Origin of the sequence: Pseudomonas protegens CHA0 (assembly GCF_000397205.1) — a bacterium.
Classification (GTDB): domain Bacteria; phylum Pseudomonadota; class Gammaproteobacteria; order Pseudomonadales; family Pseudomonadaceae; genus Aquipseudomonas; species Aquipseudomonas protegens.
Map to the genome: position 1 here is coordinate 3,467,653 of NC_021237.1, position 11,235 is coordinate 3,478,887.

Below are 11,235 nucleotides of genomic sequence, written 5' to 3' on the forward strand. Positions count from 1 at the left end.
AGAACCACCCTCACCCCAACACTCATCATGGACGAGGTCGTTCCCTTGGAAGTCAGCGTTTTTGGTACTGGCTATGTTGGCCTGGTGCAAGCAGTTGCCCTGGCCGATGTCGGGCATAACGTGGTCTGTGTCGATATCGACAGCCACAAGATCGCCCAGCTGCAACGTTCTATTCCGCCGATTCACGAGCCGGGCCTGGCGACCCTGATCGAAGAGAATCAAAAGGCCGGCCGATTGCACTTCACCACCCAGGCCAGCGATGCAGTGGGCCACGGCAAGGTGATTTTCATCGCGGTCGGCACTCCCTCCAACGAAGACGGCTCCGCCGACCTCGACCATGTCCTGGCGGTGGCGCGCAACATTGCCTGCCTGATGTTCAGCGACAAGACCCTGGTGATCAAATCCACGGTGCCGGTGGGCACCGCCGATCTGGTGATCGAGACCGTCGCCGAACAACTGGCAGACCTGGGCAAATCCGAACTGCGGGTGCACGTGGTCTCCAACCCGGAGTTCCTCAAGGAAGGCTCGGCCGTGGCCGACTGCATGCGCCCGGACCGGATCATCGTCGGTTGCGCCGACGACCTGCCCCGCCAGCAGTTGAGCGAACTATACGCGCCCTTCAACCACAACCATGACCGCCTGATGTTCATGGACAACCGCAGCGCCGAGCTGGTCAAGTACGCGGCCAACGCGATGCTCGCCACCCGCATCAGCTTCATGAACGAGATGGCCAACCTGGCGGAACGCCTGGGGGTGGACATCAATGCCGTGCGCAAGGGCATCGGTGCCGACCCGCGCATTGGCTACCACTTCATCTACCCCGGCGCCGGCTTCGGCGGCTCGTGCTTCCCCAAGGACCTGCGGGCGCTGATCCACACCGCAGAAAGCCACGGGCTGGAACCGCACATGCTCAAGACCGTGCGCGACGTCAATGAGCAGCAGCGCCATGTGCTGTTTCGCAAGCTCAAGGCGCACCTGGGGGACAACCTGCAGGGCAAGGTCATCGCGCTCTGGGGCCTGGCCTTCAAGCCCAACACCGACGACATGCGCGAAGCCACCAGCCGCTACCTGATGCAGGCACTGTGGGAGGCCGGGGCCAAGGTCCAGGCCTACGACCCGGAAGCCATGACCGAATGCCGGCGCCTGTACGGCTACCGCGATGACCTGCAACTGTGCGCCACCCGTGACGACACCCTGCAAGGCGCCGACGCGCTGGTGATCTGCACCGAATGGAAGGCCTTTCGCGTGGTGGACTTCACGCTGCTGCGCGAGACCCTCAGGGATCGCCTGGTGGTCGACGGCCGCAACCTCTACAACCCGCAACAGGCAGCGGATGCCGGCCTGCATTACCTGAGCATCGGCCTGCCCTACCGTGTACCGGAGGCATTGCGCGCATGAATATCCTGATCACCGGGGCCGCCGGATTCATCGGCGCCCATACCGCACTGCGTTTGCTCAAGGATGGGCACCAGGTCACCGGGCTGGATAATTTCAACGACTACTACGACCCCCAGCTAAAGCGCGACCGGGTGCGCTGGGTGGAACGCCAGGTAGGGCACTTTCCCCTGCAGCGCCTGGACCTGGCCGACAGCGAGGGCCTGGAACGGCTGTTCGCCGAAGTACGGCCCCAGGTGGTGATCAACCTCGCCGCCCAGGCCGGGGTGCGCTATTCCCTGGAAAACCCCAAGGCCTACCTGGACAGCAACCTCAGCGGTTTCCTCAACCTGCTGGAGATGTGCCGGCGCTACCCGGTGCAACACCTGATCTACGCCTCGTCCAGTTCGGTGTACGGGGCCAACCAGCAGACCCCGTACAAGGTCAGTGACAACGTCGACCACCCGCTGTCGCTGTATGCGGCCAGCAAGAAAGCCAACGAGCTGATGGCCCACAGCTACAGCCACCTGTTCGGCGTGCCCGCCACCGGCCTGCGCTTCTTCACGGTGTACGGCCCCTGGGGCCGGCCGGACATGTCGCCGATCCTGTTCGCCGACGCCATCAGCCAGGGCCGGCCGCTGAAACTGTTCAACTACGGCATGCACCAGCGCGACTTCACCTACATCGACGACATCGTCGAATCCCTGGTGCGCTTGCTGGGCAAGCCGCCAGTGCGCGATCCGCTGTGGGACCGGGAACAGCCGGACCCGTCCACCAGCATGGCGCCCTGGCGCCTGTTCAACATCGGCGGCCAGCGCCCGGTGGAGCTCAAGGACTACGTGGCGACCCTGGAAAAACTCCTCGGCCACAAGGCCCAGGTGGAATACCTGCCGCTGCAGCCCGGCGATGTGCTCAACACCTGCGCGGATGTCAGCGCCCTGGAAAACCTCACCGGTTTCGGCCCCCAGGTGCCCCTGGAGGAAGGCCTGCGCGAGTTCGTCCAGTGGTACCTGAGCTACTACCCGGGCGCGGCGTCCTGAGCCGCGACAGCCGAACGTTTTTACCCAACCCCTGCAATGGAAGTATTCCCGGTGGATATGGATAGACCTCTCTCATCGCCCGCAACCGAGGTGCCCGCCCCGCTGCACATCGACCGGCGCAACGACCCGTTCCGGCGCAAGGTCCAGGCCGCCATCGACCTGCAACAGCACGGCTGGATCACCGGCCGCGACGGCGGGCGGCCCTGGACCCTGTCGCGCAGCAAGCGCCTGACCTCGGCGCTTTTGGCCGCGGTGCTGCTGGTGCTGCTGTCGCCGGTGCTGCTGGTCGTGGCCTTGCTGATCAAGCTCACCAGCCCCGGCCCGGTGTTCTTCGTGCAGTTGCGCACCGGTTTTCGCGGCCGGCGCTTCGGCATGTACAAGTTCCGCACCATGGTGGTCAACGCCGAGGCCCTGAAGGATTCGGTGCGCCACCTGAACAAGCACGGCGCCGACTCGGTGGATTTCAAGATCGACCGCGACCCGCGGATCACTGGAATCGGCGGTTTCCTGCGCCGTACCAGCCTCGACGAGCTGCCCAACCTGATCAACGTGGTGCTCGGCCAGATGCGCATCGTCGGCCCGCGCCCCACCTCGTTCCATGCCCAGACCTACAAGGAACACCACCTCGGCCGCCTGAGCATCTACCCGGGGATCACCGGCCTGTGGCAGGTATCCGGGCGCAGCGACGTGGATTTCGACGGCCGCGTGACCCTCGACATGACCTACATCTTCCAGCAGAGCCCCTGGCTCGACCTGAAGATCCTGATCAAAACCCCTTTCAAGGTCCTCAATGGCCACGGAGCAAGTTGAAATGGCGGCAGCAACCTTTGCCAGTCTGAAGATCCAGAGCCCCAGCGAAAGCAACCTGGCGGTGACCGTACTCGACCAGGAACTGCGGGTCATCCTGCTGACCGCGGCCAACCGCAACAGCGGCGTCACCAGCAGCAGCCTGAGCATGGCCAACGAACTGGCGCGCACCAGCCGCGGCCGGGTGCTGGTGGTGGACACCAGCCTCTCGGACAGCAGCCTGACCCGGCGCCTGGCCCTGGATGAGCGGCCCGGCTTCCTCGACCTGGCACTGGCCGAAACCCCGCCGCCCCTGGCCTCGTGCATCGAGAGCAGCGACGCGGTGAATTTCGACTTCCTGCCCCTGGGCCGCCGCCAGCAGTACAGCGAGCGCCTGACCCCGGAACTGCTGCGCGAACTGCTGCAGGCCCTGGCCGAGGAATACCGCTTCGTGATCATCGACGGCGACCCGGTCTACAGCAGCGGCGACATCCTCACCCTGGCCACCCAGGTCGACGGCGTGGTGCTGGTGGTGCGCAGTGAGGAAACCCGCTGGGAAGTGGCCCAGGCCGCCGCCCAGCGCCTGATCCAGGCCGAGGCCAAGTTGATCGGCAGCGTGTTCAACGCCCGCAAGTACTACATGCCCAAGTGGGTTTATGACCGTCTCTGACCGGCACAAGGACCGTGTAACCATGAACAAGCCAAGACTTTCCCTGCTGAGCCTGTCACTGCTGCTGGCCCTGGGCGGCTGCGTCAATCGCGAGCCGCAGCAGATGCCGGTGCAGATCCTCAGCGCCCCGGCCGACCAGGCCCAGCTCACCGAGGTGGTGCCCATCGAGCAGGTGCTGCGGCCCCAGGACGTGCTGGACGTGATCTTCCATATCGGCACCACCAGCCAGCAGCGCTACCTCGTGCAGCCCGGAGACCAGGTGGATGTGACCTTCCTCACCGCTCCGGAACTGGGCGGCAGCAAACTGGTGCTGCCCGACGGCAGCATCGACATGCCCTACGTGGGCAACATCCAGGTCGCCGGGCTCTCCGCCGAACAGGCGCGCCAGGTCCTGGAAACCCAATACGCCAAGGTGCTGAAGAAGCCGCAGATCAACTTTTCGATCTCCCACGCCATGGCCCAGCTGGACAACCTGCGCACCAGCCTGACCAACCCGGCCACCGGGCTTAGCCGCGAGATCGTCGTGGGCTCCGACGGCCGCGCCAGTTTCCCGCTGCTGGGCAGCCTGTCGTTGCAGGGCAAGAGCCTCAGCGAGCTGCAGACCCTGGTCAACCAGCGCTATGCCAAGGAGGTGGGTTCGGTGAGCGTCGATGTGCTGCTCAAGACCACCGCCTCCAACGAGGTGTTCGTCATGGGCGAAGTCGGCCAGCCCGGAGCCTACCCGATCCGCCGGCCGATCTCGGTGCTTGAGGCCCTGACCCTGGCCAAGGGGGCCGGCCCCACTGCACGCCTGGATTCGGTGGTGATCATGCGGCGCAAGGGCAACCAGGTCGAAGCCCGGGTCTACGACGCCGACGCGGCGCTGGACGGCAAGGCCCTGCAATTCGCCTACCTGCAGCCCGACGACATGCTCTATGTGCCCAAGACCCGCCTGGCCAAGGCCGGCGCCCTGAGCAAGCAGCTGGCGGACGTGATCATGTTCCAGGGTGTCGGGTTCAGCTTCGGCTACCGCGTCGACAACAAAGAAACGAACAACAACTGAGTTCCCTCTTGATGACCAAGATCGAAAACTACCTGCACGAGTTCCTGCTCGTGTTCTTTGTCAATCGGCGCCTGATCAAACGGGTGTTCCTGGGTTTCGCGGTGATCGCCCTGCTGCTGCCCCTGGTGCTCAAGCAGAGCTTCGAGATCACTGCCGAAGTCATCGTGCAGTCCAAGAAACTCTCGCAGACCGACGCCAACACCGTGCTCGCCCCGGACTCCGACAAGTTCATCCCACCGTCGCTGGCGGACATGGAGACCGAGAGCAACATCCTGCGTTCACCCACGCTGATCCGCGACACCATCGACCAGTTGCGCCGCGAAGGCCAGTTCGGCGGCAGCGAGGGCCTGTTGACCCGGCTGATCATCAAGCCGATCCGCAATGGCCTGATCGACCCCCTGCGCAACCATGTGATCAATCCGGTGCGCGGTTTCTTCGGCCTGGCCGTGGACCCGGTGCGCGATACCAGCCTGGATGCCTTCACCGACCAGGCGGTCAAGGACCTGAAGATCGGCACCCTGCCCGGCTCCAACGTGATCTCCATCGTCTACGCCAGCCCCAACGCCGCCGAAGGCACGCGCTTTGTCGAGCGCCTGCTGGCCAACTACCTGAAGAACCGCCAGGACCTGCAATCCAACGAACTGCCCGAAGCCTTCTACGAACAGAAGAAGGCCCAGTACCAGTCGCGCCTGGATGACCTGGAAGGCAAGCGCCAGGCCCTGCTGGAAGCGGCCCACGCCTCCGACCCCAAGGAAGAGATCACCTTCCGCCTGAACGCCATCAACACCGAAGAGCAATCGCTCAACGGCTACCGCGACCAGGCCCTGGAGAACCAGCGCCGCCTGGATTACCTGCAGAAGAACCTGGCTGCCGCGCGCAAGGCCGGCCTCACCGACTACACCTTCCCCTTCGCCTTCGCCAACACCGTGGACAACGTTGCCTACGAAGACCGCGAGATCAAGCAACTGGGCGAACAGCTGACCAACCTGGTGAGCCAGTACGGCACCACCGCCGACACCTACCGCGCCGACAGCGTGCCCATGCAGCAGCAGCGCGAGCAGATCGTGCGGGCCCGGGCGCAGTTCCTCAAGGTGGTGGAAAACCGCGTGCGCGAGCGCAGCAGCGACTTGCAGATCACCCAGTCGGTGATCGCCCAGAAGACCGCGCGGATCAACGACTACAAGGCGCGGGTGCGCGACCTGCAAGAGGTCCTGAGCAAACTGCGCCAGCTGGACACTGAAATCGATGCCTTGCACAAAGCCTTCTTCACCTACACCCAGCGCTACGAAGAGAGCCGTGGCGAGCGCCTGATCAGTGGCGAGCTGTCCAACGCGCGGGTCCTGAGCCAGCCTTACGAACCCAGCGAAGCGGCGTTCCCCAAGCCGATGCTGATCATTCCCCTGGGCCTGCTCACCGGCCTGCTGCTGGCCATTGCCCTGGGCTATGTCTACGAGTTCTTCGACCATCGCTTCAAGCACCCGGCCCAGGTCAGTGATCACCTCGGCCTGCCGGTGCTGATGGTGCTCAACGCGGTCGAGCAGCCCCAGGTCAACCCGTACCCGCGCTGGACCTGGCGCTGGGCCTGGCATTGGGCCAAACAGTGAGCGACCTGAGCATGGCCGCGCAGCCTATCGTGCACCTGATCCACAGCGGCGGTTTCTACGGTGCCGAGCGCATGCTGCTGGATCATTGCCTGGGCACCCCGGGGCAGCATCGGGTGGTGTTCATCAATGCCCCCGATGCGCTGCTGCAGCGTTTCGCCGAGGCCGGCGTGGCGAGCCACAACTGCCACTGCCTGCAGGAACTGCTGGCGCACCTGCGACAACAGCCGGGGCTGCTCAACGCGCACAACTTCAAGGCCCAGGTGTTTGCCTGGGTCTGCGCCCGGCGCCTGCGCCTGCCCCTGGTCATGACCCAGCACGGCTTCACCCCGCGCAGCCTGAAACAGAAGTTCTACACCTGGCTCAGCCTGCGCCTGTGCCGCAGCCGCCGGGTGCGCCGGGTCGCCTGCGTGGCCCAGAGCATTGCCCTGCTGCACCTGGAGGCGGGGGTCGCCGAGGGCAAGCTGCGGGTGATCCCCAACGGCCTGCCGGAGCCGGCCCTGGAACTGCCGGCGAGCCTGGACGGGCCGCCGCTGCGCGAGCCCGAAGTACGCCGCGACGAAATGGAACCCTTGGTGGGTTTCGTCGGGCGCCTGAGCGCGGAAAAAGGCCCGGACCTGTTTCTCGATGCGCTGATCGACCTGTGCCAGCAGCGCCCTGCGCTCAAGGCCGTGCTGCTGGGCGATGGTGAACAGAACCAGGCCCTGCGCGAGCGCATCAACGAAGCCGGGTTGGCCACGCGCATCCTGCTGCCGGGCTATCAGAACGACATGCAGCCCTGGCTCAAGCGCCTGAATGTGCTGGTACTGAGTTCACGCACCGAAGGCACACCGATGATCCTGCTCGAAGCCATGCAGGCCGGCACCCCGGTGGTGGCCTTTGCCGTGGGCGGGATTCCCGATGTGCTGCAGCACCGGCACAACGGCCTGCTGGCCAAGCCCCTGGACAGTGCCGGGCTGGGGCGCTGCATCGGCCAGTTGCTGGACGACCCGGTACTGGCCGGGGAGCTGGCCAAGGCCGCCCAGGTCACCCAGCGCAAGCACTATCACTTGCCCACCCTGGCTCGCCGCTGGGATGAGCTGTACCGCGTCGCCAGAGAGAGCTCCCGAGTATGATCGCCGCTCCGTTCCTGGGTTTGCTGCTGGGCCTGGCCGCACTGTTGCTGCTGGCCAGCCCCTGGCCGTTTCTTGCGCCGCTGGTGGTGGTTGGGCTGTTCGGCCTGGCGCTGCTGTACCGGCGCCCGGGCTGGGGCCTGCTGGGGATCTGCGCCCTGGTGCCCTTCGAAGGCCTGTTCAAGGACAGCGCGTTCTCCGGGGCCAAGCTGCTGGGCGCCTCGCTGATCCTGATCATGCTGTTCAAGCTGTTGCTGCGGCAGATCCCCGACACCCGCCTGCGCAGCAACCTGTGGCGGGCCCTGGGGCCATTTCTGCTGTGCCTGCTGCTGAGCATGCTGTACAGCGAGAACCTGCTGGTGTCGCTGGACAGCCTGCGGGAGCTGGCAGTGGGCCTGGTGCTGTTCTTCGTCACCCTGCTGATTGCCCGGGAAGTCAACCTGCTGATGCTCTGCCGCCTGCTGGCGGTGAGCGTGGCCATCACCTGTGTGATCGCCCTGGTATCGGCCAAGTACCAGGTGGGCGGCCGGGCCATCGGCCTGTTGCAGGATGCCAACTACTTCGCCCTGCTGATCGCCATGGCGGTGCCGCCGGCGATCTTCCTCGCCCTGCGTTCGCCCCATTGGCCGGTGCGGCTGTTCTGGGTCGGCATCAGCCTGACCCTGATGGCCGGGATGACCAAGACCGACTCGCGCTCGGGCCTGCTGGTGGTGCTGTTCACCATTGCCATCGGCGTCTGGCACTACCGCGACCGGCTCAAGGGCCTGCGGCCCAAGCACCTGGGCTTCGCCATGTTCGCCGTGGCCATCGTCATTCCCCTGGGCATTGCCGTGCTGCCGGCGGAGTACGTGGCGCGGATCCAGTCCCTGAGCATGCTCAAGTCCGGCGCGCACTCGGCGGACACCTCCCTGGGCCGGCGCACCTCCTACCTGGTGGTGGGCGGCCAGATGATCCGCCAGAACCCGCTGCTGGGCTCGGGCCTGGGGACCTTCCCGATCCACTACGCGCAGACCGGCTTTGCCAGCAGCTTCTCGGAAAACATGAACGAGCCGGACCTGTTCCGCCGGGCCCACAACACCTACCTGGAGCTGTTCAGCGAGCTGGGCATTCCCGGCGGCCTGAGCTTCGTGGCGCTGATGCTGATGGGCCTGCGCAACTTCGAACGGGCGCGCCAGGGCTTTCTTGCCCGGGGCCAGCGCGAACAGGCCGATATCGCCACCCACCTGGGCCTGAGCCTGTTGGCCATGGCGGTGTTCCTGCTGTTTCTCAGCGCGCCGAACCACAAGTACCTGTGGATCTTCCTCGCCCTGTCCAGCGTCCTGCGCCTGCAGGCAGAAGACGCTCCCGTACCGCGCCCGGCCCCGGCCTGACAACGCCGCGTGTAGCCACTGCCCCAGGCTGCGACAAGGCCCGAAGGGCCTTCTGGCCCCCAGGAGCAGCACCGACAGAACAGCAACACCGCGCCCTCACCCGGCGCCCACGACAACAACGCAATCTGGCCAAGGGAGGCAAAGATGCAAAGGATCAGCGTGATCGTGCCCATGTACAACGAGGCGCGTCACATCACCCGCACCCTGGACAGCGTGCTGCGCGCCGCCCGGGCGGCGACCCTGGACTGCGAACTGATAGTGGTGGACAACGGCTCCACCGATCAGGGGCCGCAACGGGCCCGGGAGCTGGGCGCGCGGGTGCTGCTGTGCCCGGGCATCGGCATCGGCGCCCTGCGCAACCGCGGTGCGGCGGTGGCCACCGGCGATAGCCTGGCGTTCCTCGACGCCGACATCGAAGTGCCCGGCAATTGGCTGCAGCTCTGGCAGCAGGCCCATGCCGAGCAGCGTGCCGAGGTCTTCGCCCTGGACTGCGCGGCACCCGCCAGCGCCCCCTGGTTCGCCCGGGCCTGGCAGCGCCGCAGCCTGGCCGGCGACCCGCAACCCCGGCTACTGCCGTGGATGCCCACCCCCAACCTGTGCCTGCAGCGGGCCTGGTTCGAACGGGTCGGCGGCTTCAACGAACAGCTGCGCACCGGCGAGGACAAGGATTTCGGCCTGCGCCTGCACGCTGCCGGCGCCCGCCAGTTGAGTCTGCCCCAGCCCCAGGTGCTGCATTGGGGCTACGAGGCCAGCTGGGCCGAATGGGCCGGCAAGGAACGCTGGCGCCAGGGCAGCCACGTGCAATTGCTCAAGGGCAGCGGCTTCAGCCTGCGCCTGTTGCGCTTTCCCCTGTTGTGCCTGGCCTGCGCCCTGCTCAGCCTCGTGGCGTTGCTGTGCCTGCTCGCGGGCCTGCCCGGCGCCGCGGGCCTGTGCCTGCTGCTGGGGGCGCTGGCGCCCCTGGCCCTGGCCGTGCGCCAGGGCCTGCGCCAACGCGACCCGCTGTTCGTCCTGCAACTCTGGCTGCTGCACTGGGTGCGCCTGCACCTGGGCGCCCTGGCCCTGGTGCAGGCCCTGTTCAACCGTTCTGCCGAGAGACCTGACCGTGGCTAAAATACTTTTCTGGCTGTGCCTGCTACTGCCTTTCTATGCCTGGGTCGGCTACCCCCTGCTGCTGGCCCTGCTCAGCCTGTTCGTCAGGCCGCGGCCGGTGCAGGAAGGCGCGCCGCTGTCGGTCAGCGTGATCATCGCCGCGCACAACGAAGGCCCGCACATCGAGCACAAGCTGCGCACCCTGTTGCAGCAGGACTACCCGGCCACCGACCTGCAGATCATCCTCGCCAGCGACGGTTCCAGCGACGACACCGTGGCCACGGCCCTGGGCGTGCGCGACTCACGGATCGTGGTCCTGGACCTGCCTCGGGTGGGCAAGGCCGGGGCGCTGAACGCCGCGGTGGAACTGGCGCGCAACGATATCCTGGTGTTCACCGACGCCGATAACCAGTGGTCCCACGACACCCTGGGCAAGCTGCTGGCGCCCTTGTCCGACCCGCAGGTAGGGGCCTGTGGCGGGCACATGATCATCCCCGACCCCGGGCACAACCTGAGCCTGGGAGACAGCCTGTACCGGCACTACGAGGCCTGGTTGCGCCAGGCGGAAAACCGCACCGGCTGCATGGTCTCCGCCGACGGCGCGCTGCTGGCCCTGCGCCGCGAACTGTTCCAGCGGGTTCCGGCCGAGGTCAACGATGACTTCTTCATCAGCACCTGCGCCCCGGTGGCCGGCAAGCGGATCGTCTATGTCGAGGAGGCCCAGGTGCTGGACCAGGGCGTGGACGAAGCCGGCAAGCAGTACCGGCGGCGCCTGCGGGTCACCGTCGGCGGCCTGCAGAGCCTGGCCCAGCGCCGCGAGCTGATGAACCCACTGCGCCACGGCGCCTACGCCATCGCCCTGATCAGCCACAAGCTGATCCGCCGCCTGGCCCCGGTGCTGTTGCTGCCGCTGCTGGTCAGCAGCCTGCTGCTGTGGAATGCCGGCGCCTTCTACAGCCTGGCCCTGCTGGCCCAGGTGCTGGGTTACGGCGCGGGGATCATGGGCCTGCTGGACCGCCGCGGGCGCCTGCCCAAGGTGTTTCGCCTGGCCGGTTTCGTGCTGGTGACAATGGCCGGCATGAGCATGGGCCTCTGGCAATTTCTCCGCGGGCAGCGCTATGCCCTGTGGAACCCACAACAGAACCGCTGAC

Annotated in this window: 10 protein-coding genes; all 10 read left to right on the plus strand. The window is 66.3% G+C overall.

All coding sequences use genetic code 11. From position 1 onward, the window contains the following. Positions 1-45: 45 nt before the first annotated feature. The 10 genes from PFLCHA0_RS15525 to PFLCHA0_RS15570 all read left to right on the plus strand — a co-directional run bounded on the left by PFLCHA0_RS15525 (position 46) and on the right by PFLCHA0_RS15570 (position 11,234). Positions 46-1,398 carry a UDP-glucose dehydrogenase family protein gene (locus PFLCHA0_RS15525; RefSeq protein WP_011061365.1) on the plus strand — a complete coding sequence of 451 codons (1,353 nt, stop codon included), beginning with the start codon at positions 46-48 and terminating at the stop codon, positions 1,396-1,398. Next, positions 1,395-2,414: an NAD-dependent epimerase gene (locus tag PFLCHA0_RS15530; protein ID WP_011061366.1), complete on the plus strand. Its 1,020-nt coding sequence runs from the start codon at positions 1,395-1,397 to the stop codon at positions 2,412-2,414. The genes PFLCHA0_RS15525 and PFLCHA0_RS15530 overlap by 4 nt, the downstream gene beginning before the upstream one ends. Before the next feature lie 57 nt (positions 2,415-2,471). Further along, positions 2,472-3,224, plus strand: coding sequence for a sugar transferase (locus PFLCHA0_RS15535; RefSeq protein ID WP_019093969.1), 753 nt, complete (start codon positions 2,472-2,474; stop codon positions 3,222-3,224). Position 3,225: 1 nt separating this feature from the next. Continuing rightward, complete coding sequence (locus PFLCHA0_RS15540) at positions 3,226-3,870, plus strand: CpsD/CapB family tyrosine-protein kinase (RefSeq protein ID WP_011061368.1); 645 nt, start codon at positions 3,226-3,228, stop codon at positions 3,868-3,870. 22 nt (positions 3,871-3,892) lie between these two features. Further along, complete coding sequence (locus tag PFLCHA0_RS15545) at positions 3,893-4,912, plus strand: polysaccharide biosynthesis/export family protein (protein WP_011061369.1); 1,020 nt, start codon at positions 3,893-3,895, stop codon at positions 4,910-4,912. 11 nt (positions 4,913-4,923) lie between these two features. Beyond that, complete coding sequence (locus PFLCHA0_RS15550) at positions 4,924-6,516, plus strand: GumC family protein (RefSeq protein ID WP_015635670.1); 1,593 nt, start codon at positions 4,924-4,926, stop codon at positions 6,514-6,516. Between the two features lie 11 nt (positions 6,517-6,527). Beyond that, the gene (locus PFLCHA0_RS15555; protein WP_015635671.1) at positions 6,528-7,628 is read left to right on the plus strand and encodes a glycosyltransferase family 4 protein; all 1,101 of its coding nucleotides are present in this window, start codon (positions 6,528-6,530) and stop codon (positions 7,626-7,628) included. After that, entirely contained in the window at positions 7,625-8,995 is a 1,371-nt protein-coding gene (locus tag PFLCHA0_RS15560) for an O-antigen ligase family protein (RefSeq protein WP_015635672.1), read from the plus strand. The genes PFLCHA0_RS15555 and PFLCHA0_RS15560 overlap by 4 nt, the downstream gene beginning before the upstream one ends. A 144-nt stretch (positions 8,996-9,139) precedes the next feature. Further along, entirely contained in the window at positions 9,140-10,105 is a 966-nt protein-coding gene (locus PFLCHA0_RS15565; RefSeq protein ID WP_015635673.1) for a glycosyltransferase family 2 protein, read from the plus strand. After that, entirely contained in the window at positions 10,098-11,234 is a 1,137-nt protein-coding gene (locus tag PFLCHA0_RS15570) for a glycosyltransferase (protein WP_015635674.1), read from the plus strand. The genes PFLCHA0_RS15565 and PFLCHA0_RS15570 overlap by 8 nt, the downstream gene beginning before the upstream one ends. The last annotated feature ends 1 nt before the right edge of the window (position 11,235 follow it).

Coding starts and splice junctions, on each gene's coding strand:
- PFLCHA0_RS15530 (WP_011061366.1), top strand. CDS start 1,395: ATGAATATCCTGATCACCGGGGCCGCCGGATTCATCGGCGCCCATACC.
- PFLCHA0_RS15535 (WP_019093969.1), top strand. CDS start 2,472: ATGGATAGACCTCTCTCATCGCCCGCAACCGAGGTGCCCGCCCCGCTG.
- PFLCHA0_RS15540 (WP_011061368.1), top strand. CDS start 3,226: ATGGCGGCAGCAACCTTTGCCAGTCTGAAGATCCAGAGCCCCAGCGAA.
- PFLCHA0_RS15545 (WP_011061369.1), top strand. CDS start 3,893: ATGAACAAGCCAAGACTTTCCCTGCTGAGCCTGTCACTGCTGCTGGCC.
- PFLCHA0_RS15550 (WP_015635670.1), top strand. CDS start 4,924: ATGACCAAGATCGAAAACTACCTGCACGAGTTCCTGCTCGTGTTCTTT.
- PFLCHA0_RS15555 (WP_015635671.1), top strand. CDS start 6,528: ATGGCCGCGCAGCCTATCGTGCACCTGATCCACAGCGGCGGTTTCTAC.
- PFLCHA0_RS15560 (WP_015635672.1), top strand. CDS start 7,625: ATGATCGCCGCTCCGTTCCTGGGTTTGCTGCTGGGCCTGGCCGCACTG.
- PFLCHA0_RS15565 (WP_015635673.1), top strand. CDS start 9,140: ATGCAAAGGATCAGCGTGATCGTGCCCATGTACAACGAGGCGCGTCAC.